Source organism: Kineosporia sp. A_224 (genome assembly GCF_002198655.1).
In the GTDB taxonomy this organism is placed as follows: Bacteria; Actinomycetota; Actinomycetes; order Actinomycetales; family Kineosporiaceae; genus R-H-3.
This window is the reverse complement of the sequence record NZ_MWLN01000037.1, coordinates 1-26,265: the sequence shown is the minus strand read 5'-3', so window position 1 is coordinate 26,265 and position 26,265 is coordinate 1. Positions and strand designations below refer to the sequence as shown.

Sequence of the window (26,265 nt, the reverse complement as noted above, 5' to 3'; positions counted from 1 at the left end):
ACCGGGCACCGGCGGGCGGGGCTTGGGGCGGGCGATCCGGCTGAGCCGGCCCGCCACGGACTCCAGGTCGGCGCTCGTCCGGCCGGCGGCCGCGGCGTTCGCGGCCTGGACCTCGGCGTAGACCTCCGCGCGGTGCACCTGCACGCTGCGCGGCGCCTCGATGCCGAGGCGGACGGTGTCCCCGCGGACGTCGAGCACGACCACCCGGACCTCGTCCCCGATGACGATGGACTCGCCGGCACGACGGGTCAGTACGAGCACTCCGGGCTCCCTCCGTGGACCCCGTACCGCTGCCGGTGCCCCCTGACGGCGGCCGCTACGCGACGACGGCTCGGACCGGCCAGTCCGTCCCGGCGAGGATCACCTGCTCGGCGACCCGGGTACGGGCGTTGATGATGACCGGTGCCAGAAGGTTAGCGGTCGTAGACGCTCCGTCACCGGAAGTTGTGAGAACCACGAGCACGAGCGCGTCGTCCGCGGTCTCGATCCCGAGGTCGGCGGCGGTCGGCTCGTCGATCTCGGCGACGTAGTCGGCGAAGAAGACCTCGGGCACGCCCACGAGGAAGCGCACGCCCGGCTCGTCGAGGCTGCGCAGCTCGAAGAGGATGCCGTCGTCGTCGGCGCCCGCCCCGCCTGCGGGCGCGCCGGCGTCCGTACCGCCGTCAGGGGTGCCGTCCGCGTCGTCCCCGAGCCGGACGAGGACGTACCTCGTCGAGTCGGGGAAGCCGGGGATCGGCCGCACGAAACGGATCTCAGGGAGCTCGTCGGCCACGGGCCCCACCGTAGTGGAGCGGGTGCCGGCCGCCGGGGAAGGCTCGACGGTCGTCTGCGGCGTCACTTGAGGAAGTCCACGAGCGACGTCTGCAGCACCTTGGACGCCGCCCCGAGGGCCGCCTGGTAGGCCACCTTCTGGGACTCCAGGTTCATGATGGTCTCCGGGAGGTCGATGTCCTCGCTCTCGCTGATCCGGCCCTGGAGGTCCAGGCGCAGCGAGTCGACCTGGGTCTTGGCCGCCTCGACGCGCGAACCGCGCGAGCCGACGTCACCGATCGCCTGCAGCACCTTGGAGCGGGCCGCGTCGAGCGCGGCGAAGGAGGCGGCGCTGACGCCGCCGGAGGTCATCTCGGTGGCGATCTGGGTGAGCAGCGCGGGGACCGTGTCCGCCGAGACGTCGGTGCCCTTGACGTCGACCCGGACGGTCGCGTCGCGCGAGATCCGCACCTCCACCGTGGCGTCGTTGCCGATGTAGGTGTCTGTGCCGTCGAGGGCGACATCACCCGCCACCGTCCCGCCGAAGACCGGCCGGTCGAGGTAGCGGGTGTTGTAGATGTCGACGACGTTCCCGCGCACGGCGCTGACCTCGGCGGACAGCGCCGACCGGCCCTCGGTGGAGAGCGCGCCGCTCTGCGACCGGACCATGAGCTCGCGGATCTTGTTGAGCCGGTCCGAGAGGTCGGTGAGCGCCGAGTCGGTCGTGTTGAGCCGGCCGGTCGCACCGTCGATGTTGCGCAGGTGCTGCTCGGCGGCGGAGCGCTGCGACCGGAACGTCATGGCCGACGCCGTGCCCGACGGGTCGTCGCTGGGGTTGGAGATCCGCTTGCCGCTCGACAGCTGGTTCTGCAGCGTCGCCGTCCGGGCGAGGCTCGCCTGGAGGCCGCGCAGGGCCGAGTCGGAGACCGAGCGCTGGGTGATCCTGCTGAGTCCCACCTAGGTCACCGCCCCGTCCGGTTGATGAGGGTGTCGAGCATCTCGTCGACGGTCGAGATGACCCGCGCCGAGGCCTGGTAGCTGCGCTGGTACAGGATCATGTTGGTCATCTCCTCGTCGAGGCTCACGCCCGCGTTCGCCTCCAGGGCGTCGTCCGAGGCCTGGACCACCGCCCCCTGCACCTGGCCGGCCACCTTGAGGCTCTTGAGCTGGACACCGAGGGACGTCGTCAGCTCGCGCCACTGCGCCATCGGGCCGGGACCGCCGAGGACGTCGGCCGCGGCCGTGTCGTCGATGAGGTCGCCGATCCTGGCCGCGTTCGAGGCGTCGATGGTGCCCGCCACGGTCGCGACGGCCAGGTCCTTCGGATCGGTCACAGCAACAGACATCGACATCGCGTCGGTGCCGGTGAAGAAGTCGGTGCCCGCAACCCCCGAGAGGGTGAACCCGGCCGTGTGGAGGGAGTTCACGGCGTCCCGCATCGCGAGCGCGATCTCGTCGACCGAGGCCTGCACGGCCGGGATGTCGTTGCGCAGCGCCGCGAGCTGGCCGAGCGCCTTGCCGGACTCCACCGGGACGGCGGTCGTGCCCCAGTAGATCACCGGCGGGTCGGTGTCCGCGGTCGACAGGTCGGGGGCGCCGCCGATGGTCAGCTGCTGCGCCTCGGTGCCCGAGACGATGGAGACCCCCCCGACGGCGACCGAGACCATGCCGTCCTCACCCGGTGCGGCGATGCCGCCGAGCAGGTCGGACAGGCTGCGGACGATGACGTCGCGGGTGTCGAGCAGCTCGTTGACGGGCCGGCCCGAGATGACCCCCTCACGGATCTTGCCGTTGAGGATGGCCAGGTCGCTCGCCTGCTGGTTCGCCTGGGCGACGGTGTCCTCGAGCGCGGAGTGCACCGTCGTCCACTGGGTGGCGAGGCCGTAGGCGAGCGAGTGCAGCTGGCTCGCGACCTTGACGCCGTTCTGGATCGTCACCGCACCGGGGGCCGTGTTGTCGGTCGACGGGTTGACCGCGATGTCGTGCCAGGAGTTGAAGAAGTCCGAGAGCGCGGTCTGCAGGCCTGCGTCACCGGGCTCCGAGAGCAGCTGCTCGACCCCGGACATCGCATCCGTCTGGGTGATGAGCGCCTGCTGCCGGCCGCCCGCCGCCGCCCGCGTCGACTCGAGGAAGGTGTCCCGGATCCGGGTGACGTCGGAGATGCCGACGCCGCCGAACGTCGCCTGCTGGCCGCTGAAGAAGGACGCGCCGGTCCCGGCGCCGCTGGAGGACATGACGACGCGCTGCCGCGAGTAGCCGGGGGTGTTCGCGTTGACGACGTTCTGCCCGGTGACGTCCATGGCGCGCTGCGCGGCGGCGAGCCCGCTGCGCGCCGTGTTGAGGGTGGAGAAGCCGCCTGTCATGCCGGCCCCTTACAGCGACCGGTCGACGACCGCGTTGCCCGGAGCGGAGATCATCTCCGAGCGGCCGTGCGCGTCGTACCCGAGCGAGGCGGTGCCGTGCCGCAGCCCGAGCCCCGCGAGGGTCTGCTCGACCGCCTTGAGGCCTGCCGCCATGAGGTGCTTGTTCGTCTCCGCGAGCGCGGAGAGCTCGCCCGTCACGGTGAGGAGGGCCTGGCGGTGCTCCAGGAGCACCTCGGTCCACGGCGGCTGCGCGGTGCCGGCGAGCTCCTCGAGCGTCGCGCCCGGCTCGAGGTCGAGCTCGCGGGCCACGACGTCCGCGGCGGAGGCCCGCTGCATCTCGACGACCTGCAGCTCCTCGAGGAGCGCCTCGACCTCACCGGTGGCCGTCGCGAGGAAGCGCGACCGCCCGGCGGCCAGGAGCAGCTGCTCGCACTCCAGCCGGTAGACCAGCTTCTCCAGCAGCTCTCGCTGCCGCCACAGGATCGCGGCGAGGTCGGGCATGCTCATATCCGGCTCCTGGGTGGCGGGCGGGTCGCGGAAGCGACTTCTGTGTTCCCTGTCGGCACCCGGACGGGCGACCTGAGCACTTCAGGGCAAACGAATGTGCGCCGTCCGGGTGATTGGGGGGCCTGCGTCGCGCCGGTCGGGTGAGTAGCGCGAAAGGCCGGGCGGGTAACGGCCGACAACGTTTTCGTGTCTGCCCCCGCCCGCACCACCGAGGCCGCGAAGGCCGTCGAAGAGCTGGTGACCTCTCACCTGCCGCTCGTCGGTCACATCGCGCGCGAGGCCGCCGCCCGGCTGCCCCGCCATCTCGACACCGACGACCTCTACGGCGCCGGTGCGCTCGCGCTGGTCCAGGCGGCGCAGTCGTTCGACCCGACGCTGGGCGTGCCGTTCGCCCGCTTCGCGGCGACCCGGATCCGCGGCGCGATGATCGACCAGATGCGCCAGCGGGACTGGGCCACGCGCTCGGTCCGCAGCCGGGCGCGCGCGCTCGCGGCGGTCACCGAGGAGCTGACCCGGGCCCTGAGCCGGATGCCCACCGACGCCGAGCTCGCCGCGGCGAGCGGTCTCACCGAGGCCGAGGTGCGCCAGGTGCACGAGGGCACGGACCGGGCCGCCCTCCTGAGCCTCGACCCGCTGGCCTCCGACGACGACGGCCTCGGCGCCCACCTCGTCGACCACTCGCCCCGCCCGGAGGAGGCGCTCGTCGCCGCCGAACGGGCCGGCTACCTGCGCGACGCGATCGCCGAGCTCCCCGACCGGGTGCGCCTGGTCGTCACCGGCTACTACCTCGAGCACCGGCCGCTCACCGAGCTGGCCGACGAGCTCGGCGTGACCCAGTCCAGGGCGTCCCAGCTGCGGGCGGAGGGCCTCGACCTCCTCAAGGAGGCGCTGTCCAAGCTGCTCTCGGACGACGCCCGCGCGGGCGAGGGGGCGCTCGACGAGCCGGACGGCGTCCGCGCCCGACGGCGGGACGCCTACGTCGCCGCCGTCGCCAAGCGCTCGACGATCCGCGGCCGCGCCGACGTCCAGGCCTACCTCGACGGCGCCGCCCTGTCCGCGAAGCCGGCGGCCGCCCCGGCCTCGCGCCGCGACCCGCACGCCGCCTACAGAGCAGGCTGACTGCACTCCCCCCTACCCCCACACCGTCCTCTGGTGGGTTCAGCACCTCAAAACGCGAGTTCGAGGTGCTCGACCCGCCAGAGGACGGTCGTTTTTTGGCGGCTGGGCGGGCCGCCGGGGGGTGCTTCACCCCATCGGAGCAGCCCCAGTTCCTCAACAACCGGCGGGGGAGGCCGATAGGTACGTCAGGCCGGTCCACGGACGGACCGGTGCCGGACCCTCTCCAAGGAGGACATCGTGGGTCTTCGTATCAACAACAACATCGCCGCGTTCAACTCGTACCGGAACCTGTCGGTCACCGACGGGCAGATGAGCAAGTCTCTGGAGAAGCTCTCCAGCGGCTTCCGCATCAACCGGGCCGCGGACGACGCGGCCGGTCTGGCGATCTCCGAGGGCCTCCGGGCCCAGATCGGCGGCCTCAAGGTCGCCGTGCGGAACGCCCAGGACGGCATCAGCGTCGTGCAGACCGCTGAAGGTGCGCTCACCGAGACGCACTCGATCCTCCAGCGCATGCGCGACCTGTCCGTCCAGGCGGCCAACGGTGGCGCCCAGAACACCAGCTCGCAGGCCGCGGCCGACGCCGAGTTCCAGGAGCTCAAGAACGAGCTCGACGACATCGCGGGCAAGACCACGTTCAACGGCACCAACCTCCTGGACGGCTCCTACGCGGGGACGTTCCAGGTCGGCGGTCAGGCGTCCGAGACGCTGACGGTCACGATCGGCACCGCGATGGACTCCGCCGGTCTGGCCGTCGACACGAACGACCTCACGTCGACGGCGAACGCCACCACGGCCCTCACGGCCGTGGACTCCGCCATCGCGTCGGTCTCGGACCTCCGGGCCAACCTCGGTGCCTCGCAGAACCGGCTCGAGCACAAGATCAACAACCTCAACGTGACGGTCGAGAACCTGACCGCCTCGGAGAGCCGGATCCGTGACACCGACATGGCGCAGGAGATGGTGGCGTTCACGCGCTCGCAGATCCTGTCGCAGGCCGGTACCGCGATGCTCGCGCAGGCCAACCAGGCTCCGCAGTCGGTCCTCAAGCTGCTGCAGTGAGTCAGAGCCCGCTCCCCGGGCCGGCGCACCCGCGCCGGTCCGGGGGGTGGGCCGGCACCGCGTGACGACCGGGTGACCCGAACCAGGAAGGAGGCCAGCGATGGCGAACGTCTCGATCTCCGGAGCGGTCTCCGGGCTGGACACCCAGTCCATCATCAACAGCCTCGTCTCCGTCCAGGCCAACCAGCAGGCCCTGCTCAAGTCGAAGCAGGCGACCGCGCAGAAGGCCTCGGACTCCTACAAGGCGCTCATGACGTCCCTCGACGCGCTCGCGGCGAAGGCCAAGACGCTCGCGGACACCAGCGCGTGGAAGGGCCTGACGACCACCTCGTCGTCGTCCGGCGTGACGACGACGGCGACCGGGACGACGAGCGGCGGCCTCACGTTCGACGTCACCGCGGTCGCGGCCCGGCACGCCCTCGTCTCCGCCGAGGCGGTCGGCTCCACCGCGTCGGTCGTGGCCTCCGGGCCGCTGACCCTGACGAAGTCCGACGGCAGCGTGACGACCATCGAGGTCGGCAACGGCACCCTCGCCGAGGTCGTCGGCGCGATCAACGACGCGAAGGCCGGCCTGACGGCCACTGCGGTCCAGACCGGCCCCGGCCAGTACCGGCTCCAGGTCTCCGCGACGGCCGCCGGCTCCACCTCCGCGTTCACCCTCGACGGGGTCGACGGGTTCAGCGCGATGAACGTCCTCACCCAGGGCACCGACGCGACGATCCACGTCGGCGATGCCCTGACCGGCTACGACATCACGTCAGCGAGCAACACCTTCGCGGACGTCGTCCCCGGCCTCTCGTTCACCGTGAGCAGGGTCGAGACCGGCGTCACCGTCTCCGCGACCGTCGACGGCAGCGCCGTCGCCACCGACGTCCAGGCTCTCGTCGACAGCGCGAACGCGCTCCTCGCGGACATTTCGAAGCAGACGACGTACGACACGACGACGAAGACCGGAGGCCCGCTCACCGGGTCCTCCGCCGTCCGCAACCTCACGCAGTCGATCATGTCGACGGTCGGCGGCGCCGGTGCCGCGGGGATCTCCCTGACCCGTGACGGCAAGCTGGCGTTCGACAAGGCCGCCTTCACGACGGCCTTCGCCGCCGACCCGGCCGCGGTCGCCGCGCAGTACGGCGCCTCGATCGACTTCGCGCCCGCCGGCGGGGTCACCGGCCGGATCTCGCTGGCCCGCGCCGGGGAGAGCGCCACCCCGGGCACGTACGACGTCGTCGTCTCCACCGCCCCGACCCGCGAGCAGTGGCAGGTGACGAGCACCGGCGGCTCGATCGAGGGCTCGACGCTCGGCCTGACCCGCTCGGACGGCGCGACCTTCTCCTACACCGCCGCCGTCGGCGAGACCCTCGCGGACAGCGTGATCGCCCTCAACGCGCGCCTGTCGGCGGCCGGCTTCGGGGTCGGCGCGACCCTGAACGGCACCAACATCACCCTCACCGCGACGTCCGCCGGCACCGGCGGGGCGTTCGAGGCGACCCTCGACGGCAACGCGCAGACCCTCATCGCGACCGGGGCCGACGTCGTCGGCACCATCGACGGCGTCGCCGCGACCGGAAGCGGCAGCGTCCTGTCGCTGCCGACGACCGCGACGAGCGGCGCCGCCGGGCTCGCGCTCGGCGTCGAGGTCACCGCGAACGACGTCGCCCTGACCGGGGGCGCCGTCGGTGCGGTGACGTACAAGCAGGGGGTCGCGCAGCGGCTCGCCACGCTCCTGGGCAACTTCACCGGCAGCGACGGCCTGCTCACGAGCGCCAAGACCGGCAGCGACTCGACGGTCCAGGACCTGCAGGAGCAGATCGAGAAGTGGGACACCCGGCTGGAGACCTTCCGGGCCACGCTCACCCGCCAGTTCACGGCGATGGAGACCGCGCTCTCGCGGCTCAAGTCCGACACGAGCTTCCTGTCCGCCTACTCCTCGACGGCGTCGTCCACCTCGTCGAGCTCCAGCAGCGGCTGACGGCCCGGAACGACGAGGAGGTGACGATGTCCTACGGTCTCGCGAAGTCGCGCTACGCCAGTGACGCCGCCCAGACGGTCTCGCCGGCCCGGCTGCTCACCATGCTCTACGACCGGGTCGTCAACGACCTCGCGACCGCCGAGGAGGCGATGGTCCGCAAGGACTTCGCCACGACCGGCGAGCGGATCGGGCGCGCCCAGGAGATCCTCCTCGAGCTGCACTCCACGCTCGACACGCAGGTGTGGCCCGAGGGCGAGTCGCTGGCCCAGCTCTACATCTGGATCGTCGGCGAGCTCATGCAGGCCCGGCTGAAGCAGTCCCCGCAGCGGGTCGCCGACTGCCGCGCGCTCCTCGAACCGCTGCGCGACGCCTGGCACGAGGCCGCCCGCGGCACCGCCGGAGCGCCGCTCGCGACCGGTATCGACGGCGCGGCGTGAGCTGGACGGCGTACCTCGGCGGGCTCGAGGCCGTGGTGCAGGCCCTCGAGGCCTCGCTCGACGCCGCCGAGGCGCTCGACCGCACCGACGCCCGCTCCGACCTGTGGATGCCCGCCGTCCCCGACGTCGCGACCCCGTTGCCCGTCGGGCCGCCGCCCGAGGGCTCGCAGGAACGGCGCGAGGCGCTGCTGGAGCGGCTCCTGCTCGTCACCGCACGGCTCGAGCAGCGGCGCGACGACGTCGCCTCGCGCCTCGCCGTCCTGCCGAACCGGCGCCCGCGCACGGCCGAGCGGTACGCCGGCGCGCTCGGGCACGGCCTCGACCTCGTCGGCTGACCGCCCGTCACGGCCCGCCGGGGCCGCCTCCCGCAGGCCCACGGGCCCCCGCCGCACCACGGTGGGGGCCCGCCCGTCTGTAGCCCGAACGGGGGCCGCGGCACACACGGAGCGCGACGGTCCGCGGGCCGTGCTGGGCCGATCGGAGGGACCCCGGGGCGCACTCCCCCCGACTCCTCAAGGGACCACCCCCCGGCACCGAACCGTAGAGGGAGCGACGGACCGCTCACCACCGCGCAGGGACTGGCGCGCAACGGTTTTCATAGTGCACCGCCGATGACCCGGCGGCGCTGCTGGGGGTCCGTACCGATGCTCGAGGACGTGTCGATCGACGCGCTGCAGGCCGCCCTGCGCGGGCTGTCCCAGCGCCAGCAGGCGGTCGGCGACAACATCGCCAACGTCAACACCCCGTACTTCCAGGCCCGCCGTGTCGAGTTCGAGGGCAGCCTGAAGAACGCTCTGGGCGACGGTGCGAACCCGCTGACGGCGTCCCCCACCGTGGTCTACACCGACGACTCGTCCGGCCTCAACGAGAACAACGTCGACGTCAACGCCGAGACCCTCATCGGGATCAAGACGCAGCTCGCGTACGAGCTGGCGCTGCGGGCGACGGGCGACCGGTTCACCCTCGTCCGTACCGCCGTGAAGGGGGTCTGACGGCCGTGTTCGACGCCCTCGGGATCTCCGGCACCGGGATGGGTGTCCACCAGAAGTGGATGGACGCCCTCTCGGACAACATCGCCAACGTCAACACCGTGCGGCCCACGAGCGAGAGCGCGTTCCGGGCCCGGTGGGTCGTCGCGCAGTCGATCGAGGACGGCGGCACCGGCCAGGGCGTCCAGGTCGCGGGCATCGAGCTCGGCAGCGCGGCGGGCCGGCTCGTCTACAGCCCCGACCACCCGCTCGCGGACGCCAAGGGCTACGTGCGGATGCCCGACATCGACATGGCCGAGCAGATGAGCGACCTCATCCTCGCCCAGCGCGGCTACCAGATGAACATCGCCAGCCTGGACCGGGTGCGCGCCAGCTACCAGGCCGCGATCCAGATGGGTCGTGGCTGATGGCGGTCACCGGGGTGGGGGCGGTGAACCTCGGCCAGCTCGCGCAGCTCTACCGCGCGCAGGTCCAGGGTGCGACCGGTGCGACGGGGACCGCCGCGGCCGCCGGCACCGACGCGGCGGCCGCGACCCGCGGCGCCGACTTCGGCAACGTCGTGAAGAACGGGCTGTCGAACCTCGAGGGGCTCGACCGGACCGCGCAGACGAAGGCCGTCGAGGCCGCGACCGGTGACCTCACCGACGTCCACGACTACGTCATCGCCGCGACGAAGGCCCAGACGGCCACCGAGCTCACGACGACCGTCCGCAACAAGGCCCTCGAGGCCTTCAACGAGATCATGAGGATGCCGCTGTGAACCGGATGTCGGCGACGCTCGGTCGCGCCAAGGGTCTGCTCGCCGGCTTCACGCCCGGCCAGCGCGGCGTCATCATCGTCGCGACGCTCGGCCTGCTCCTCGGGGTCTTCGCGCTGAGCCGCTGGGCGGCGCAGCCGACGTGGACCCCGCTGTACAGCGGCCTGTCCGCGAAGGACACGAGCAAGATCGTCGAGCAGCTGACCACCGACGGCGTGAAGTACCAGCTGAGCAACGGCGGCGGGACGATCCTCGTCCCGCAGTCCCAGGTCTACGACCTGCGGGTGTCGCTGTCCGGCAAGGACCTGCCGTCCTCGGACTCCGACGGCTACTCGATCCTCGACAACCAGGGCATGACCGCGACCGACCTGCAGCAGAACACCGCCGTCAAGCGCGCGACCGAGGCCGAGCTCGTCAAGACCCTCGAGGCGATGGACGGCATCGAGGCCGCCCGGGTCTCGCTGGCCATCCCGGAGAAGAGCGTCTTCACGACCGAGCAGGACAAGACGACGGCGTCCGTGACGCTCATGCTCAGCACCGGCGTCGACCTCAGCGACGAGCAGGTCTCCTCGATCACCCACATCGTCAGCGGCGCCGTCCCCGGCCTGGACCCGGACAACGTCAACGTCTCCGACACCGCGGGCCACCTGCTCTCCGCACCCGGCATGGGCAGCGCTGGCCTCGGCCGCGCCGCGAGCCGCAACGACGAGCAGACCGCGATGTACGAGGACCGGCTGAGCACCTCGGTGCAGCAGATGCTCGACCGCGTGCTCGGCGCCGGCAAGGCCGTCGTCCGGGTCAACGCCCAGCTCGACTACGACACCCGGGACACGACGAGCGAGCGCTACGTCCAGGAGACGCCGAGCCTGCAGCCGATCTCCGAGGCGACGTCCAAGGAGTGGTACGGCAACGGTGCGGGCGGCGCGGGCGGCAACCTCGGCGGCGCCTTCCCGACGCTCACGCCGACCGGTGCGGCGGCGAGCGGTGCGCAGTACGTCAAGGAGAACCGCACGGTCGACAACGCGATCGGCAAGATCGTCGAGCGCGCCCAGGCGGCGCCCGGGTCGGTGGAGCGGCTCACGGTCGCCGTCGTCCTCGACCAGAAGACGGCCGGGTCGGTGACCCCGGCGCAGGTCCAGTCGCTCGTCTCCAACGCCGTCGGGCTCGACCCGCGCCGCGGGGACGCCGTCCAGGTCTCCGCGCTCCCCTTCGACCAGACGACCGCGGCCGCGGCGGCCAAGGAGCTCGCCGCCCAGCAGAAGGCCGAGCGGACGGCCGGCTACATCGACCTCGGCAAGAAGGCCGGCATCGGCCTCATGGTCGTCATCGCGCTGTTCCTCCTGACCCGGCGCGGCAAGTCCGCCCCGGTCGTCGAGGCGGTCGCGACCGACCTGCCCGACCAGGGCCTGCTCGGTGCCGCGAACGGCGCCGGCCTGCCCGGCGGCAGCATGGGCGCCATCACGGCCACCGTCGAGGACGACGAGGAGGCGGCCGCCGAGGCGGCCTTCGACCGGGACCGGATGCGTGACGAGGTCGCCGCGCTCGTGGACAACCAGCCCGACGAGATGGCCGCGGTCATCCAGGGCTGGCTCTCGGAGCGGAAGTGACCGTCATGACGACCGGGGCGCTGCCCGGGATCCGCAAGGCCGCCGTGCTCATGGTGCAGCTCGGCCGGGACCGCGCGGCCAAGGTCATGGCCAAGCTCCCCGAGACGATGGTCGAGGAGCTCACGGCCGAGATCGTCCGCCTCCAGCAGGTCACCTCCGCCGAAGCAGCCGCCGTGCTGTCCGAGACGCACAACACGCTGTTCTCCGCGGAGAACAACGGCCGAGGCGGCCTCGACCTCGCCAAGGAGCTGCTCGCGCAGAGCGTCGGCGCAGAGCGCGCCGAGGAGATCCTCGAGCGGCTCGGCGCGACCCTGGCCGAGATGCCGTTCGAGACGATGCGGCGCTCCGACCCGCGCCAGCTCCTCACCTTCCTCGCGGACGAGCACCCGCAGCTCATCGCGCTCGTCCTCGCGCACCTGTCGCCGCAGCAGTCGGCGATCGTCCTGTCGGGCTTCGAGCAGAAGCTCCAGGCGGACGTCGCGCAGCGGATCGCCCTGATGGAGCGGGCGAGCCCCGACATCATCCGGCTCGTCGAGCGCGAGCTCGAGCGGCGGATGGCGACGGTCATGTCCGGCACCCAGGAGATGGCCGCGGTCGGCGGCGTCACGCCGCTCGTCGCGATCATCAACCGTGCCGACCGTTCCACGGAGCGGCTCATCCTCGAGGGGCTCGAGACGGTCAACACCGAGCTCGCCGAAGAGGTCCGCAAGCAGATGTTCATCTTCGAGGACATCACGAGCCTGGACGACAAGGCGATCCAGCTCGTGCTGCGCAACGTCGAGAGCGGCGACCTGTCGCTCGCGCTCAAGGGCGTCAGCGCCGCCGTCCGCGAGAAGATCATGCGCAACCTCTCGACCCGCGCCGCCGAGAACCTCGCCGAGGAGATCGAGCTGCTCGGCCCGAAGCGCCTCTCCGAGGTCGAGGAGGCGCAGGCCAAGATCGTCACCGAGATCCGCGCCCTCGAGCAGTCCGGCCAGATCATGATCATGCGGGGTGGCGATGAAGCCCTCGTCGAGTGACCCCGTGACGTCGGACGACGCACCCGTGGTGACCGCCCGGCTCGACCGCCAGCTCGCGGCCGGCGCGATCGGCCACGGCTGGGCGCACCCGCAGATCGAGGAGCAGATCGCCCGCGTCCGGCAGGCCGCGGTCGAGTCGGCGCGCAGCGAGGGCTACGCGGCCGGCTGGGCCCAGGGCCGGCGGGCCGCGGCGCAGGCGCTCGAGGTCGACCGCGAGCGTCTCGAGGCGCAGGCGCAGCAGCGCACGCAGGCGCACGCCGCCCGCGTCGAGGCCGCGCTCGCCGTGCTCGCGGACGCCCTGGCCCGGGTCGAGGAGGCCGCCGTCCCGGCGTGGGACGAGCTCGCGGACACTCTCGTCGACGGCGCCATCGGGATCGCCCGCGCCGTCCTCGCCCGCGAGCTCGGCAGCCTCGACACCTCCACCGTCGAGGCGCTGCACGTCGCGGTGCGCTGCCTGGGCCGCCCCGCCGAGGTGACCGTGCTGGCGCACCCGGACGACGTCGCCGCCCTCGACGCCGTCGCCGCGGGCCGCCGGCCGGCCGCCCTCGACCTCGTGCCCGACCCGTCCCAGCGCCCGGGCACCCTCGTGACCCGGACGCTCACCCAGCGCGTCGCGACCGGGATCCCCGCCGCGCTCGCCGCCGCCGAGGAGGTCCTGCGCGCATGAGCCGACCCACCCGCCCCTACGCCGACGACCCGGCCCGGAACGCCGCCGGCGCCGCCCGCGCCGCGAACGGCACCGTCCTCAGCGCCCTCGGCGCGCTCGCCGCCGAGGTCCGCACCCGGACCGCCGCCGCGGCCGTCGCCGCCGCCCCCGTCGTCGAGGGCGTCGTCGCCGACGTCGTCGGCCTCGGCATCCGCGTCGAGGGCGTCCAGTGCGGGGTCGGCGCCCTGCTCACCGTCGTCACCTCCGCCGGACCCGTTCCCGCACAGGTGGTCGCGGTGCACCGGGACGGCGCCACGTGCATGCCGCTCGGAGCCACGACGGGCGTCGCGGCCGGCGACCGGGTCGTCCCCGGCGGCGACGCGGTGCGGGTCCCGGCGGGCTTCGGCCTGCTCGGCCGCGTCGTCGACCCGCTCGGCCGGCCGATGGACGGCGGCCCGGTGCCGACCGACGTCGAGCTCGTGCCGATCGAGGCGAGCGCCCCCAACCCGTTGCACCGCAGGCGGATCGACACCGCACTGCCGACCGGCGTCAAGGTGCTCGACACGCTCGTCGCGGTCGGGGCCGGGCAGCGCGTCGGCATCATGGCGGGCTCCGGCGTCGGCAAGTCGACGATCCTCGGCATGGCGGTCAAGGGCACCGCCGCCCCGGTCCGCGTCGTCGCGCTCGTCGGCGAGCGGGGCCGGGAGGTCCGCGAGTTCCTCGAGGACACCCTCGACGAGGCCGCCCGGGCGCGCACGGTCGTCGTCGTCGCGACCGGCGACGACCCGCCCATGCTCCGGCTCACGGCGGCCTTCACCGCGACCCGGATCGCCGAGTGGTTCCGCGACCAGGGCGTCGACGTCCTGCTCGTCGTCGACTCCGTGACCCGGACGGCGCTCGCCCAGCGCGAGGTCGCGCTCGCCGCCGGCGAGCCGCCCGCGACCCGCGGCTACCCCGCGAGCGTGTTCGCCATGCTGCCCCGGCTGCTCGAGCGCACCGGCCCCGGCGAGCGCGGCAGCATCACCGCGCTCTACACCGTCCTCGTCGAGGGCGACGACCTCCAGGACCCGATCGGCGACACCGTCCGCGGCATCCTCGACGGCCACGTCGTGCTCTCGCGGCGGCTGGCGACGGCGGGCCACTTCCCGAGCGTCGACGTCCTCGAGTCGGTCTCGCGCGTCGAGCGGGCGGTGCTGTCGGAGGGCCGCCTCGCCGTCTCGCAGACCGTCCGCAGGCTCCTCGCGCTCTTCCGGGACGTCCGCGAGCTCGTCGAGGTCGGCGCGTACGCCGCCGGCAGCGATCCCCAGACGGACCTCGCGATCCGGCTGCGGCCCGCCCTCGAGGCGTTCTGCCGGCAGAGCCCGGACGACGTCGTCCCCGCGGACGCGGCCTGGGCCGAGCTCGCCGCGACGCTCGGCGTCGAGAACCCCGACCCGGAGCGCGCCGCGGGCCGCGGCGCCGCCCGGGTGGCCGACCGGGTGGCCGACCGGCTCGACCGGGCCGACACCCGGCCGGGCACCCCGGCGATGCCGGCGAGCGGCTGGCCCGGCGGGGTCACCGGCCTGGCCGGCGACCGGCTGCGCACCGACCGGTCCGACGCCGTCCAGGGCGACCGGACGGCCGAGCCCGCGCTGGCGCTGTCGACCGGTTCGACGCCGGTGCCCGCGGGGTTCCGCCCCGCGGCCCCGCCGCAGGCGGCGGCGACCGTCACCGGCGGTGACCGGTGAGGCGCACCTTCCGGCTCGCGACCGTCGAGCGGCTGCGCAGCGGCCGGCTCGACGAGGCCGCGCGCGCCCTGGCCGTCGCCCGGCAGGGCGTCGGCGCCGCGATCGCACGGCGGGACGGGCTCGCGGCCGAGCTCGCCGGCTGCATCGCGGCCGCGGGGTCCGGCATCAGCGGGCTCGAGGCCGCCGGGGCGCGTCGCGTCGTCCTGCGCGAGAAGCTCGACGCCGCCGCGGCCGACGTGACCGCCGCGCGCGAGCAGGCGGCCGCCGCGCTCGCGACGTGGACGGCGGCCCGGGCCGAGCTGCGGGCGGTGGAGACCCTGCACGAGCGGCACCGCGAGGCCGTCCGGGTGGAGGACTTCCGCCGCGAGCAGCGTCAGCTCGACGACCTCGCCGGCACCCGCCGCCGCATCCTCGGCGAGGAGGTCGCGTGACCGTCGCCGCCCCCGCCGCGATGGCCGCCGCGACCGCCCGGGTCAACGAGATCCGCTCCCGGCTGGGCCTGTCCGGGGCGTCCGCACCGGGCGTCACCGCGAGCGGGACGGCGTTCGCCTCGACGCTGACCCAGGCGCTCGGCACCGGTGGCGCGTCCGACGCGTCGTCGGGGCTCTCCTCGGGAGCCTCGGCCGGGCTCTCCACCGGGCTCTCGACGGCGCTGACGACCGCGCTGTCGGCGGCCGGCGGCACGGGCACCCCGGCGGCCGCAGGTCTGACCGGTGCTGCGGCGGGCGAGCAGGCCGTCTCGCTCGCGAAGTCCTACACGGGCGTGCCCTACCTGTGGGGCGGGACCGACCCGGACAAGGGCCTGGACTGCTCGGGGCTCGTGCAGCTCGTCTTCGACCGGCTCGGCGTCGACCTGCCGCGCACCAGCGCCCAGCAGGCGAAGGTCGGCGAGAAGGTCGACTCCCTCGCGCAGGCGCGCCCGGGCGACCTCGTCTTCTTCGGCAGCCCGGTGCACCACGTCGGGGTCTACGCCGGCGACGGGATGATGGTCGACGCGCCGCGGCGCGGCAAGACCGTCGGGCTGCACAAGGTCTGGGACGGCGTCACCGCGATCCGCCGGGTCACCCCCGAGGCCGCGGCGCCGACCACCGTCGCCGCCCTGTCGGCCGGCCGGACCGCCACCGCCTCGCCCGTCGGCGGCGCGTCGGTCACCCTGCCCGGCGGGGCGAGCGGCTCGATCGACGACCTCCTCACCCGGCTCGTGCGCACCGCGGCCGGGTCGCCGTCCGACGGCACGACCGGTACCGGCAGCAGCACCGGCACGAGCCCCGCCGCCTCGGCCGCCCCGACCGTGACGACGACCGTCAACGCGCTCATCGCCGCGGCCCGCGGCTACGGTCCGGGCGCCCCGGGCGGGGTCATGGGGTCCGCCGGCGAGCACAGCGTCACGGTCCCGGCGGCGGGCGGCACCACCACGACGTCCGCCACGACCACGACGTCCGCCACGACCACGACGTCCGGCACGACCGCGACGTCCGGCACCACCGCCGTCCCGGCCACGGCCGGCGCCTCGGGGGCCGGCTGGCGCACGCAACCGTACGCAGACCTCTTCGAGGCGGCCGGCCGCACGCACGGCGTCGACCCGGCGCTGCTGTCGGCGATCGCCAAGGCGGAGAGCGGCTACCGGGCGTCGGCGAGGAGCCACGCCGGTGCCACCGGCCTCATGCAGATCATGCCCGGCACGGCCCGCGACCTCGGGGTGGACGCGAGCCGGCCGGCCGAGGCGGTCGACGGCGCGGCCCGCCTCGTCGCGCGCTACCTCGAGGCCTACGACGGCGACGTGGACAAGGTCCTCGCCGCCTACAACGCCGGCCCGGGTGCCGTGAAGAAGTACGGCGGCGTCCCGCCGTACTCCGAGACCCAGACGTACGTGCGACGTGTCACCGGCTACTGGGAGGACCTGCGATGACCACCCCCACCACTGCCACCGCCCCCGGCGTGCGCAGGCAGGAGCCCGCGGGCACCACGGACCGGACGGCGCGCGCGGACAACGTCTTCTCCGACCTGCTCGCCCTCGTCGCGCGCACCGGCAGCGACCGGCCGGCCGCGCCGGCCGTCGCGCGGACGACCGCCGTGCGGGACGTGGCCGCCGACCGGCCCGCCGCACCGGCCACGGACCGGACCACGGACCGGACGAGCGACCGGACGACCGAGCGCGCCACCGGCCGGGCCGACGAGCGCGGCGCCGACCGTGGGGTCGACCGCCGACGGAGCACCCGCAGCCGGTCCGCGGCCCGCGCCGCGTACCGGGAGCAGTCGGGCTCGTCGGAGCCGGCATCGGTGCCCCGGCCGGCCAGGACCGCACGCCGCTCCGCCGCGGACGACGCCCAGGCCGTCGCCGGGACCGCTGCGGCCCAGGTGGCGGCGGCCGTCCCGCGGCCGGCGGTCGACGACCGGCCCGCCGCAGTGACCTCGGGCAGCGACGGCCCTGCGACCGCGGCAGCCCCGGCGGTGCGGGCCGCGGCGTCGCCGCGCGCCGCGACGTCCGGTGCTCCCGCGACCGGTCCCGCTGCGGCGGACCCGTCCGCGGCGCCCGGCGCGGACGCTCCCGCGGCCGGTGCCGCGGTGCCTGCCGCTCCCGCCGGGGCGGCGCAGCCCGGCCCCGTCGTCACGGGCGCCGTCGCGACCGCGCTCCCCGGCGCTGCCGCAACCGCCGCGACCGCTGCTGACCCGACCGCTGCTGCCGCGAGCGCCGGTGACCCGACCGCTGCCGGTCCGACCGCCACCGGCCCGACCCCGAACGGCTCTCCGGCCGCGGCGCCCGCCGGGCCCGACCAGGCGCCCGCTGCGGGCGCATCCGCCGCGCCGACCGGGGCGGCCGCAGCTGCCGCCCCCGCGGCCGTCACCGACCCGGCCGTGGTCTCCGCCTCGGCCGCGCCGTCCACCGCGGTGCCGTCCGCCGCGGCCGGCGTCCCGACCGCCCCTGGCCGACCGGGCGCCGTGACCGTGCCGTCCGCGGCCGGGCCCGCGGCGCAGACGCCGACCGCTGCCGGGGCACTGTCCGGCCCCCGGGTCGTCCCGGCCCCCGAGGGCGTCACCGCTGCCGGTCCTCGCAGGGCGGCCGGGCCCGCCGGGCCGGGCAGCCGCTCCGACGCCCTGCCGACGGACGCCGTGCTCGGCACCGCGCCCGATGCCGCGCAGGACCCGGCCAAGGACCCGGCTCAGGGCCCGGCGCCGGCCCTGGTCCTGCCGGCCACCGCGGCGCCGCTGCCCGGGACCGGTCGCACGACGGACGCTGCGACGGCCCCGGCCTCCGGCCCGACCCCCGACCCGGCTGCTGCCGCGGCCGGCACCGCGCCGGCGGTCCACGACCAGGAGACCGCCCCGCGGGCCACCTCCTCCGACGCCACGGTGTGGTCGGCGCAGCCGCCGGCCACCGCCACCGGCACCGAGGCGCTGCAGGCCGCCCAGGCCGCGCTCGCCGTGCGGAGCGCGCTCGTCGAGCGGACGGGGAACCCGGACGCTGCCGCCGCCCCGGCTCCCGGCCGTGGCACCGCACCGGCCGTCGCCGGGCTGGCCGCGGCGGGCACCGCCCCGGCGGCCGCCGAGACCGCGCCGGAGCAGGCCGCGACCGGCTCCGCCCGGTCGACCGGCACCGAGACGGCCGCCGCCGGCTTCGGCGGTGCGCTGCGCGCCGCGGCGGCCGACGCCGCGGCGCCGACGACCCCCGGTGCGCCCGCGACCGCCCTGAGCACGCCGGACCCGGTCGTCGAGCAGGTCACCCGGCACCTGCTCACCGCCCGGACGCTGCGCGACGGCACCCAGCGGTCGGTGCTGCACCTGACGCCGGACCACCTCGGGGCGGTCCGGGTCACGATCGACGTCCGCGCCGGCCGGGTCCGCCTCGACCTCGCGGCGTCGGACACCGCGCTGAGCGCCCTCAGCAACGACCTGCCGCAGCTGCGCAGCCAGCTCGCGGACGCCGGCCTCGACCTCGCCGACGTGACGCTCAACCGGCAGGACGCCGGCGCGGGCGACGGCCGCCGTCCGGGTCAGGAGCAGACCGCCTTCGCCGGCAACGGGTCCGGTCCCGACGCGGGCCGCACCGGCGGCGAGCCGGGGAACCGGCAGCAGGCGGGGGCGGGTGAACCGGCCGCGGAGCCGTTCGCCCGCAACGGTTCCGCGCCCGCCACGCGACCGGACGGCGCGGCCGACGCACCCGGGGCACCCCCGGCCGGCACCCCGGACGCGCCGATCGGCCGGGTCGACGTCCGGGTCTGACCTGCTGCCGCCCCCACGACCACCTCAGGAAGGACCTGCCATGACCTCGATCCAGGCTCTCGCGGCGGTGCGCACCGCGCTCGCCGCGACGTCCACCACGGGCACGACGAAGAACGACGGCCCCGTCGGGACCGTCGGCGTCAAGGAGAGCGCGAAGACCGACGCGACGAACGTGCTGGGCGGCCTCGACTCCGACGTCTTCCTCAAGCTGCTCGTGGCCCAGATGAAGTACCAGGACCCGACGAACCCGACCGACTCGACGGCGATGCTCGCGCAGACCGCGCAGTACACCGTCGTGGAGAAGCTCTCCGAGCTGTCGAAGCTGGACCAGAAGGTGCTCGACGCCTCCAACGCGCAGTCCGCCGCCTCGATGCTCGGCCGGACCGTCACGTGGAAGGACGTCTCGGGCAACTCCCACACCGGCGTCGTCACCGCGACGTCGTGGGGCAGCACGACGCCGAACCTCAGCGTCGGCACGAGCACCTTCTCCCTCGACGACGTGACGAGCGTCGCGACGACACCCGACCCGGCCTCGACCACCGCGTCGGCCACCTGAACCGTCCCCTGACCGGGCGAGAACAGCACCACCGCACCACCCGCACCGCAGCACCACCTGCGCGCAACGGACTCGCGCAGCCCTTCACGGCACGGATGCCGCTGCACCACCCGATCCCTGGAGGAATCCGTGCTCCGCTCCCTCTTCTCCGGCATCACCGGCCTGCGTCAGCACCAGACGCTCATGGACGTGGTGTCGAACAACATCTCGAACGTCAACACGACCGGCTTCAAGAGCAGCTCCGTCGTCTTCGAGGACACGCTGAGCCAGCTCATCAAGCCCGCCGGCTCCGCGACGGCCACGAACGGCGGCGTCAACCCGGCGCAGGTCGGCCTCGGCGTCCAGCTCGGGGCGATCATGACGAACTTCGGCCAGGGCTCGGCGCAGAACACCGGCCGGTCGACCGACCTCATGATCCAGGGCGACGGGTTCTTCGTCGTCCGCTCCGGCACCGAGACGGCGTACACCCGGGCGGGCGCGTTCTCGTTCGACAGCAACGGGACGCTCGTCACCCCGGAGGGCCGCGTCGTCCAGGGCTGGGCCGGCACCGCCGGTGTCGTCAACACCGACAACCCGATCGGTGACATCACGCTCCCCACCGGCACGCTGCTGCCGCCGGTCGCGTCGACCACCGTGACGGCGGGCGGCAACATCACCGCCGGGACGACGACGACGCTGACCCTCGGCGCGACGGCGTACGACGTCCAGGGCAAGTCGCACGCCCTGAGCGTCGCACTGGTCTGGAACTCGACGAACCTCAACTACGACGTGACGATCACCGACCAGACCGACGGCACGAGCGTCGGCACGGCCGGCGTCCTCGCGTTCGACAACACGGGCGCCTACGACGCGACGAACTCGATCGTGCCGAGCATCCAGTTCAACGACGGCGCCGGCGCCTCGCCGCTCACCACGGTGAACATCGACCTCACGGGCGCGACGAACTTCGGCGGTCCGAAGTCCCTCGCCGTCACGCAGACGGACGGCAACTCGGCCGGCACCCTGCAGCAGTTCCAGATCCAGGCCGACGGCAACGTCCTGGGCATGTTCAGCAACGGCGAGAAGCAGATCATGGCGAAGATCGCGCTGGCGAACTTCAACAACCCCATGGGGCTGCAGAAGACCGGCGAGACGATGTTCACCGCGACGACGAACTCCGGGCTGGCCCAGGTCGGGGTCCCCGGGTCCGGCGGCCGCGGCGACCTGCTCGGCGGCTCGATCGAGATGAGCAACGTCGACCTGGCCCAGGAGTTCACCAACCTCATCGTCGCCCAGCGCGGCTTCCAGGCGAACTCCAAGGTCATCACGACGAGCGACCAGATGCTCCAGGACCTGGTCGACCTCAAGCGCTGACCCCGCCCGACCCCGCGCCGGGCCCGTCGTCGTCGACGGGCCCGGCGCAGGCGGCCGGGGGCGCAGCGCCGGCCCCCGGCAGCACGCAAGGGCTGTCCGGGTGACGGGCCGCCGGGACGGACCCGAACGCTCAACACCGGGGCCGTCGTGCCGAACAGACAGGTGGGACCACGGAAGGGTCCCCACCGACACAGCCAGGGACGGACGCCGTGATCATCCTCACCCGCCTCGGCGGCCACGAGATGGCCGTCAACCCCGACCTCATCGAGAGGGCGGAGTCGACGCCCGACACCGTCATCACGATGCTGGACGGGCACAAGCTCGTCGTGGCCGAGTCGGTCGACGAGGTGGTCGACCGCGTCCGCCGCTGGCGTGCGTCGGTGGCGGCCGAGGCCTTCGTCATCTCGCACGAGGAGGAGCCGGCCGCCGTGCCGGCGGCCGCCGTCGCCGGCGGCCCGTCGCTCGCGCAGGTCCTCCGCATGCCGAGCCGGGAGGCCTGACCCGTGGACCCGGCAACCATCGGCGGTGTCGCCGTCGCCTTCGTCGCGATCATCGGCTCGATGATCCTCGAGGGCGGCAACCCGGCCGCCCTCATCGCCCCTGCTGCCCTGCTGCTCATCTTCGTCGGGTCGCTGTGCGCCGCGCTCGCCTCGACGACGGTCCCGAGCATGATGGGCTCCTTCAAGTGGCTCATCTACGCCATGACGGCGAAGAAGCCCGACTTCGAGGGCGTCATCGAGCCCCTCGTGAAGATGGCCGAGCGCGCCCGCCGCGAGGGCCTCCTCGCGCTGGAGTCGGAGATGGAGAAGGTCGAGGACCCCTTCATGCGCAAGGGGCTCCAGATGGCCGTCGACGGCACCGACCCGGACGACCTCTACGACATCCTCTCCGCCGAGGTGAAGGCGAAGAAGGGCTCCGCGAAGTCCGCGGCCGCCTTCTGGACCGACTGCGGCGGCTACGCCCCGACCGTCGGCATCATCGGCACGGTCATGGGTCTCATCCACGTGCTCGAGAACCTCTCCGAGCCGGACAAGCTCGGCCACCTCATCGCCGCGGCCTTCCTCGCGACCCTGTGGGGCATCCTCTCCGCCAACATCATGTTCCTGCCGTTCGGCAAGCGGATCGTCAAGGTCGGCGAGAACGACGCCGCCCGGATGGAGCTCGTCATCGACGGCGTCCTCGCGATCCAGGCCGGCTCGAACCCGCGCGTCGTCGCGACCAAGCTGCGCTCGAAGATGCCGCAGACGCTGCCGACCGCCGTGCCGGACGCGGCGTGATCGTCATGACCGGCAGATCTCCCGGGCTCTGGAGCGGACCATGAGCGGCGGCGGCGGGCACGGCGGCGGCGGGAAGCGCCGCGGCCACGAGGAGGAGCACGAGGAGCACGAGAACCACGAGCGCTGGCTCGTCTCGTACGCCGACATGATGACCCTGCTCATGGTGCTCTTCATCGTCATGTTCGCCATCAGCCAGGTCGACCAGAAGAAGTTCATGGCCCTGAAGACCGGTCTGTCGGCCGGCTTCGGCGCACCGGTCGCCATGCTCAACGGGGCGGACGCGATGCTCAGCGTCGGCGGCTCCGTCGCGCCGGACAGCGTCAACCTCTCCGGCAGCGCCGGCGGGCCGAAGGCGCCCGAGATCGCGACGACCTCGGTGAACCCCGAGGCCGTCGCGGAGCTGCAGAAGGCGACCGAGAAGGCCGCGGTCGCCAAGGAGGTCGGCAAGCTCAAGAAGGCCCAGGAGGAGCTCGAGAAGGCGCTGGAGAAGGCGGGGCTCAAGGACGCCGCGAACTTCCGCTTCGACGAGCGCGGGCTCGTCGTGACGATCGCGACGGACAAGGTCCTGTTCATCAGCGGGGACGCGACGCTCTCGCCGGAGGGCCGCAGGATCCTCGCGACGATCGCCCCGACGCTGAAGTCGCTGCCGAACCGGCTGTCCGTCGACGGCCACACGAACTCGATCCCGATCAGCACGGCCCGCTTCCCGTCGAACTGGGAGCTCTCGACCGACCGGGCCACCGGCGTCCTGCGCTTCCTCGCGAGCAGCCAGGGCATCCCGGCGGACCGGATGTACGCCACCGGGTTCGCCGACACCAAGCCGCTCGTCAAGAAGTCCGACCCGCGAGCCGACGTCCGCAACCGCCGGGTGGAGATCGTCGTCCTCGCGGCGCTCGACAACGCCGCCGGCCGCGCGGTCGCCGCCCTCGGCAACTCGCCCGGGGCGACGGCGCCCGAGACGTCGGGGACGGCGTCCGGCACGTCACCGGGGACGGCAGAGGCCGACACGTCCGGCAGCACCGCCACCGAGACCGGTGCGCACTGACCCCGACCACGACGCCGCCCATCCGTAGACATCCGTAGACATCCGTAGCCAGCCGCACGACGACGCACCGAGGAGGACACCGTGGCCGCGAAGACCGAAGACGCGGAGACCAAGGAGGAGGAGAAGGAGGCGAAGGCCGGGGGCGGCAAGCTGAAGCTCATCCTCATGGTCCTGCCCATGCTCCTGCTCGTCCTGGCGCTGGTGTACTTCCTCGTCCTCAAGAAGACGCCGACCCCCGAGGAGGTGGCCGCGGCCGCCGAGGAGGCCGCCAAGCCCATCCCGGGCGTCGTCGTCCCGCTGGAGAACATCACGATCAACCTCGAGGGCGCGCACTTCCTCCAGCTCGGCATGACCCTCCAGGCGACCGCCGAGGTCGCCGAGGCACCGTCCGGGGCGAAGGCGCTCGACGCGGCGATCTCGCTCTACAGCGGCATGGCCATCGACGAGATCGCCGACGCCAAGGGCCGGGACAAGACGAAGAAGGAACTCGTCGAGAAGGTCTCCGAGCTCTACGAGGGCGAGATCTACGACATCTACTTCACGTCGTTCGTCTACCAGTAGGCCGCCCCTGTGCTCACGCAGCGTGCAGACGCCTGGTCCGTGCGGGCGAGCCGCGCCCGGCCGCGGCCCCGCACGGCTCAAGGAAGGACCCCACGGGTCCGAAGTGAAACCACGTGGGGTCCTCCGATCAGGCGACAGCGGTGACACGCCGCCGGCGCGGCGAAGCACGGACGTACGACTTCCGTCGTCCGGTCCGGCTCGCCCGCGAGCACTCGCACATGCTCCGGGTCGCCATGCAGACCTGGAGCCGGCAGGCGACGACCCTGCTCACGACGAGCCTGCGGGTGGTGTGCCAGCTGAGCAACGCACAGATCGAGGAGCTCAGCTACGACGAGTTCCTCACCGGGATGCCGGACCAGAGCGTCTGCGCCGTCGTCACCCTCGACCCGCTGCCGGGCAAGGCCCTCATCAGCCTCGACCTGCCCGCGGTGCTCACGATGATCGACCACCAGCTCGGCGGCCCGGGCGGCCCCGACCAGCCGGACCGCCCGCTCACCGACATCGAGCAGTCGATCACCAAGACGCTGCTCACCCGGCTGCTCCGCGAGCTGACGTACGCCTTCGAGACGATCGCCCACGTCGAGCCGCACCTCATCGCCATCGAGTCCGACGCGCGGTTCGTCCAGGCCGCGCTCCCGACGGACCCCGTCGTCGTCGCCCGCCTGGACCTCGTCATCGGTCAGCTCGAGAGCAGCGTGGAGTTCTGCATGCCGTTCGCGATGCTCGCGCCCTCCCTGGAGGCCATGACCCGCTCGCAGGAGAGCGGCGACAAGACACGTGTCCGGGCCGAGGCGGCCCTGCGCACGCAGCAGCGGCTCTCGGACGTCCAGGTGGACGTCCGGGTGCGCTTCGAGCCGGTCCGCCTGCCGAGCGAGCAGGTCGGCCGGATCGCCGTCGGCGACGTCATCGCGCTGCACCACCCCGCGACCCGGCCGCTGTCCGTCACCTCGGCGGCGACCGAGTTCGCCCGCGCCGTCCCGGGGGCCTCCGGGCGCAAGCTCGCCGTGCTCATCACCGACGCCCTCGCGGAGACACCGTGAGCACGCCGGTCGCCTCGCTCCTGCGCACGCACCACGTGAAGGACATGACATGACGTTCTCCGCCTCACCACTCGTCCCCGACCAGCGGCAGCCGGTCGACGACGCGTGGAAGCCGGCCGCCCAGCTCGTGCTGTCGGCGGTCGCCGAGGCGTCGGCGCAGGTCCCCAGCGCGGAGCCGCTCGTCCCCGACGCACCGGTCGCCGACGCGTCCGCCGTGACGATGCCCGACCCCGCGGGTGCCGCCGTCACGGCCGTCCTCGGCGGCGGGCTCGACGGGACGCTGCTCGTCGTCGTCGGTGCCGAGCTCGTCGAGGCCCTCCAGGGGACGCCGTTCGGCGACCTCGAGCCCGCGCAGGCGCTCCGGCCCGCCCTCGAGGCGCTCGCCACCGCGCTCGGTGGGCAGCTGGAGAGCACGCCGACCGCCGTCGACGTCGCGGACTGCCTCGAGGTCGTCACCGCCGGGCCGATCACCGTCCTCGTTCCGCTGCTCGGCGGTGAGACGGTGCACGCGCTCGTCGCCGTCCGGCTCGACGGACTGCCCGGCGCGGTCGCGCCGGCCGCCTCCGCCGCGGGCGGCCCGACCGCCGGCCAGGCCGCGCGGAGCTGGGGCATCGACATGCTCCGCGACGTCGAGATGGAGGTCACCTGCGAGCTCGGCCGCACGAAGATGACCGTCCGCCAGCTGCTCGCGCTCTCCCCCGGCGACGTCGTCGAGCTCGACCGGCTCGCCGGTGCCCCCGCCGACCTGCTCGTCAACGGCACCCTGCTGGCCCGCGGCGAGGTCGTCGTCGTCGACGAGTCGTTCGGCCTGCGCATCACCGAGATCGTCACCAAGGACGCGACATGACGGGACGCGACACGACCGCGTCCCGCCGGGCAGCCAGGACGGCGCCCCGGACCCCGGCCAGGACGGCACTGCCTGCGAGGGGCCCGGAGTGAGCGGCGACGGCGCGGCGACGATCCTGCGGGTGGTCGCCTCGCTCGTCGTGGTCCTCGTCCTCGCCCTCATCGCCGCCCGGCTCGCGAAGCGCGCCGGCGTGCGCGGCGAGGGGGCCGGCCTGCGCGTCGTCGACCGGGTCGGGCTGACCCGGGAGACCGCCGTGGCCGTCGTCGAGGTCGGGGGGCGGGTCCTCGTGCTCGGCACCGGCGCCCACGGGGTCAGCCTGCTCGCCGAGCTCGACCCGGCCGAGGTCGCCCTCGCCCGCCGGGAGAAGCGCGCCCCGGAACCCGGCCGGGTCACCGTGACCCGGCCGACGCGCGCCA

At 73.9% G+C, this 26,265-nt stretch carries 29 protein-coding genes; 24 read left to right on the top strand and 5 right to left on the bottom strand.

All coding sequences use genetic code 11. From position 1 onward, the window contains the following. The 5 genes from csrA to EDJALFJO_RS02420 all read right to left on the bottom strand — a co-directional run. Positions 1 to 261: carbon storage regulator CsrA (csrA, locus tag EDJALFJO_RS35310; protein WP_088281851.1), on the bottom strand; the 261-nt coding region annotated here is incomplete at its 3' end. A 55-nt stretch (positions 262 to 316) separates the two neighbouring features. Then, positions 317 to 772, bottom strand: a complete 456-nt coding sequence (fliW, locus tag EDJALFJO_RS02435) for a flagellar assembly protein FliW (RefSeq protein WP_158220260.1) — start codon at positions 770 to 772, stop codon at positions 317 to 319. 62 nt (positions 773 to 834) lie between these two features. Continuing rightward, positions 835 to 1,707, bottom strand: a complete 873-nt coding sequence (gene flgL, locus EDJALFJO_RS02430) for a flagellar hook-associated protein FlgL (protein ID WP_088281847.1) — start codon at positions 1,705 to 1,707, stop codon at positions 835 to 837. 5 nt (positions 1,708 to 1,712) lie between these two features. Then, positions 1,713 to 3,113, bottom strand: coding sequence for a flagellar hook-associated protein FlgK (gene flgK / locus EDJALFJO_RS02425; RefSeq protein WP_088281844.1), 1,401 nt, complete (start codon positions 3,111 to 3,113; stop codon positions 1,713 to 1,715). Positions 3,114 to 3,122: 9 nt separating this feature from the next. Further along, a complete protein-coding gene (locus tag EDJALFJO_RS02420; RefSeq protein WP_088281842.1) occupies positions 3,123 to 3,620 on the bottom strand; it encodes a flagellar protein FlgN in 498 nt (165 codons plus the stop codon). 186 nt (positions 3,621 to 3,806) lie between these two features. Here EDJALFJO_RS02420 and EDJALFJO_RS02415 point away from each other — a divergent pair, with 186 nt between their 5' ends. The 24 genes from EDJALFJO_RS02415 to EDJALFJO_RS33955 all read left to right on the top strand — a co-directional run. Beyond that, positions 3,807 to 4,739 (top strand): sigma-70 family RNA polymerase sigma factor, encoded by a 933-nt coding sequence (locus tag EDJALFJO_RS02415; protein WP_088281840.1) that lies wholly within the window; start codon positions 3,807 to 3,809, stop codon positions 4,737 to 4,739. Between the two features lie 237 nt (positions 4,740 to 4,976). Next, positions 4,977 to 5,798 carry a flagellin gene (locus EDJALFJO_RS02410; protein WP_088281838.1) on the top strand — a complete coding sequence of 274 codons (822 nt, stop codon included), beginning with the start codon at positions 4,977 to 4,979 and terminating at the stop codon, positions 5,796 to 5,798. A gap of 100 nt (positions 5,799 to 5,898) precedes the next feature. Then, entirely contained in the window at positions 5,899 to 7,767 is a 1,869-nt protein-coding gene (gene fliD, locus EDJALFJO_RS02405; RefSeq protein WP_088281837.1) for a flagellar filament capping protein FliD, read from the top strand. A gap of 26 nt (positions 7,768 to 7,793) precedes the next feature. Next, positions 7,794 to 8,204, top strand: coding sequence for a flagellar export chaperone FliS (fliS, locus tag EDJALFJO_RS02400; protein ID WP_088281859.1), 411 nt, complete (start codon positions 7,794 to 7,796; stop codon positions 8,202 to 8,204). After that, positions 8,201 to 8,539 (top strand): hypothetical protein, encoded by a 339-nt coding sequence (locus tag EDJALFJO_RS02395; RefSeq protein ID WP_088281835.1) that lies wholly within the window; start codon positions 8,201 to 8,203, stop codon positions 8,537 to 8,539. The genes fliS and EDJALFJO_RS02395 overlap by 4 nt, the downstream gene beginning before the upstream one ends. A 309-nt stretch (positions 8,540 to 8,848) precedes the next feature. Beyond that, entirely contained in the window at positions 8,849 to 9,196 is a 348-nt protein-coding gene (locus EDJALFJO_RS02390; protein WP_088281833.1) for a flagellar basal body protein, read from the top strand. 38 nt (positions 9,197 to 9,234) lie between these two features. After that, on the top strand, positions 9,235 to 9,600 hold the full coding sequence (locus EDJALFJO_RS02385) for a flagellar basal body rod C-terminal domain-containing protein (RefSeq protein ID WP_088281857.1): 366 nt from the start codon (positions 9,235 to 9,237) through the stop codon (positions 9,598 to 9,600). Further along, positions 9,600 to 9,953, top strand: a complete 354-nt coding sequence (gene fliE, locus EDJALFJO_RS02380; protein ID WP_088281831.1) for a flagellar hook-basal body complex protein FliE — start codon at positions 9,600 to 9,602, stop codon at positions 9,951 to 9,953. Before EDJALFJO_RS02385 ends, fliE begins: the two co-directional genes overlap by 1 nt. Positions 9,954 to 9,958: 5 nt before the next feature. Then, positions 9,959 to 11,557 (top strand): flagellar basal-body MS-ring/collar protein FliF, encoded by a 1,599-nt coding sequence (gene fliF / locus EDJALFJO_RS02375; protein WP_233149640.1) that lies wholly within the window; start codon positions 9,959 to 9,961, stop codon positions 11,555 to 11,557. A 5-nt stretch (positions 11,558 to 11,562) separates the two neighbouring features. Continuing rightward, positions 11,563 to 12,576, top strand: coding sequence for a flagellar motor switch protein FliG (gene fliG / locus EDJALFJO_RS02370; RefSeq protein ID WP_088281855.1), 1,014 nt, complete (start codon positions 11,563 to 11,565; stop codon positions 12,574 to 12,576). A 4-nt stretch (positions 12,577 to 12,580) separates the two neighbouring features. Next, positions 12,581 to 13,243, top strand: coding sequence for a hypothetical protein (locus EDJALFJO_RS02365; protein WP_088281827.1), 663 nt, complete (start codon positions 12,581 to 12,583; stop codon positions 13,241 to 13,243). After that, positions 13,240 to 14,949 carry a FliI/YscN family ATPase gene (locus EDJALFJO_RS02360; RefSeq protein WP_088281825.1) on the top strand — a complete coding sequence of 570 codons (1,710 nt, stop codon included), beginning with the start codon at positions 13,240 to 13,242 and terminating at the stop codon, positions 14,947 to 14,949. Before EDJALFJO_RS02365 ends, EDJALFJO_RS02360 begins: the two co-directional genes overlap by 4 nt. Further along, entirely contained in the window at positions 14,946 to 15,380 is a 435-nt protein-coding gene (locus EDJALFJO_RS02355) for a flagellar export protein FliJ (RefSeq protein ID WP_088281823.1), read from the top strand. Before EDJALFJO_RS02360 ends, EDJALFJO_RS02355 begins: the two co-directional genes overlap by 4 nt. Further along, positions 15,377 to 16,858, top strand: a complete 1,482-nt coding sequence (locus tag EDJALFJO_RS34790) for an NlpC/P60 family protein (RefSeq protein ID WP_198949933.1) — start codon at positions 15,377 to 15,379, stop codon at positions 16,856 to 16,858. Before EDJALFJO_RS02355 ends, EDJALFJO_RS34790 begins: the two co-directional genes overlap by 4 nt. After that, positions 16,855 to 19,170, top strand: coding sequence for a flagellar hook-length control protein FliK (locus EDJALFJO_RS02340; RefSeq protein ID WP_088281821.1), 2,316 nt, complete (start codon positions 16,855 to 16,857; stop codon positions 19,168 to 19,170). The genes EDJALFJO_RS34790 and EDJALFJO_RS02340 overlap by 4 nt, the downstream gene beginning before the upstream one ends. A 40-nt stretch (positions 19,171 to 19,210) precedes the next feature. Continuing rightward, positions 19,211 to 19,726 carry a flagellar hook assembly protein FlgD gene (locus tag EDJALFJO_RS02335; RefSeq protein ID WP_088281819.1) on the top strand — a complete coding sequence of 172 codons (516 nt, stop codon included), beginning with the start codon at positions 19,211 to 19,213 and terminating at the stop codon, positions 19,724 to 19,726. A 129-nt stretch (positions 19,727 to 19,855) separates the two neighbouring features. Next, complete coding sequence (flgF, locus tag EDJALFJO_RS02330; protein ID WP_088281817.1) at positions 19,856 to 21,079, top strand: flagellar basal-body rod protein FlgF; 1,224 nt, start codon at positions 19,856 to 19,858, stop codon at positions 21,077 to 21,079. A gap of 209 nt (positions 21,080 to 21,288) precedes the next feature. Further along, a complete protein-coding gene (locus EDJALFJO_RS02325) occupies positions 21,289 to 21,579 on the top strand; it encodes a flagellar FlbD family protein (RefSeq protein ID WP_088281815.1) in 291 nt (96 codons plus the stop codon). A gap of 3 nt (positions 21,580 to 21,582) precedes the next feature. Next, positions 21,583 to 22,356: a flagellar motor protein gene (locus EDJALFJO_RS02320; RefSeq protein ID WP_088281813.1), complete on the top strand. Its 774-nt coding sequence runs from the start codon at positions 21,583 to 21,585 to the stop codon at positions 22,354 to 22,356. A gap of 40 nt (positions 22,357 to 22,396) precedes the next feature. Beyond that, positions 22,397 to 23,401 carry a flagellar motor protein MotB gene (locus EDJALFJO_RS02315; RefSeq protein ID WP_088281811.1) on the top strand — a complete coding sequence of 335 codons (1,005 nt, stop codon included), beginning with the start codon at positions 22,397 to 22,399 and terminating at the stop codon, positions 23,399 to 23,401. 81 nt (positions 23,402 to 23,482) lie between these two features. Further along, positions 23,483 to 23,962 (top strand): flagellar basal body-associated FliL family protein, encoded by a 480-nt coding sequence (locus EDJALFJO_RS02310; RefSeq protein WP_088281809.1) that lies wholly within the window; start codon positions 23,483 to 23,485, stop codon positions 23,960 to 23,962. Between the two features lie 140 nt (positions 23,963 to 24,102). After that, complete coding sequence (locus EDJALFJO_RS02305) at positions 24,103 to 25,002, top strand: flagellar motor switch protein FliM (RefSeq protein WP_088281807.1); 900 nt, start codon at positions 24,103 to 24,105, stop codon at positions 25,000 to 25,002. A 49-nt stretch (positions 25,003 to 25,051) separates the two neighbouring features. Then, the gene (fliN, locus tag EDJALFJO_RS02300; RefSeq protein ID WP_088281805.1) at positions 25,052 to 25,849 is read left to right on the top strand and encodes a flagellar motor switch protein FliN; all 798 of its coding nucleotides are present in this window, start codon (positions 25,052 to 25,054) and stop codon (positions 25,847 to 25,849) included. A gap of 88 nt (positions 25,850 to 25,937) precedes the next feature. Further along, positions 25,938 to 26,265 (top strand): flagellar biosynthetic protein FliO (locus tag EDJALFJO_RS33955; RefSeq protein WP_198949932.1); only part of this gene is annotated, 328 nt, incomplete at its 3' end.